The following is a 208-nucleotide window of genomic DNA, read 5'->3' on the forward strand; positions in this document are numbered from 1 at the left end:
CTTCCCTGCTGAGCACTGGATCCACCTACGCAGCTCGAACCCGATCGAGAGCGTCTTCGCCACGGTGCGCCACCGAACGGTGCGGACCAAGGGATCGCTGTCGCAACAAACCGCGAAGCTGATGGTGTTCAAGCTCATCGACGCCGCATCGAAGACCTGGCGGCGATTGAAGAGCACGAACCAGTTGCCGAAAGTCATCGCCGGTGTA

General features: G+C 60.6%; 1 pseudogene. It reads left to right on the top strand.

From position 1 onward, the window contains the following. Positions 1-208, top strand: a pseudogene (locus QJT78_RS53045) (IS256 family transposase); the annotation flags it as partial.

The organism is Bradyrhizobium sp. Mp27, assembly GCF_029953005.1.
Classification (GTDB): domain Bacteria; phylum Pseudomonadota; class Alphaproteobacteria; order Rhizobiales; family Xanthobacteraceae; genus Bradyrhizobium; species Bradyrhizobium barranii.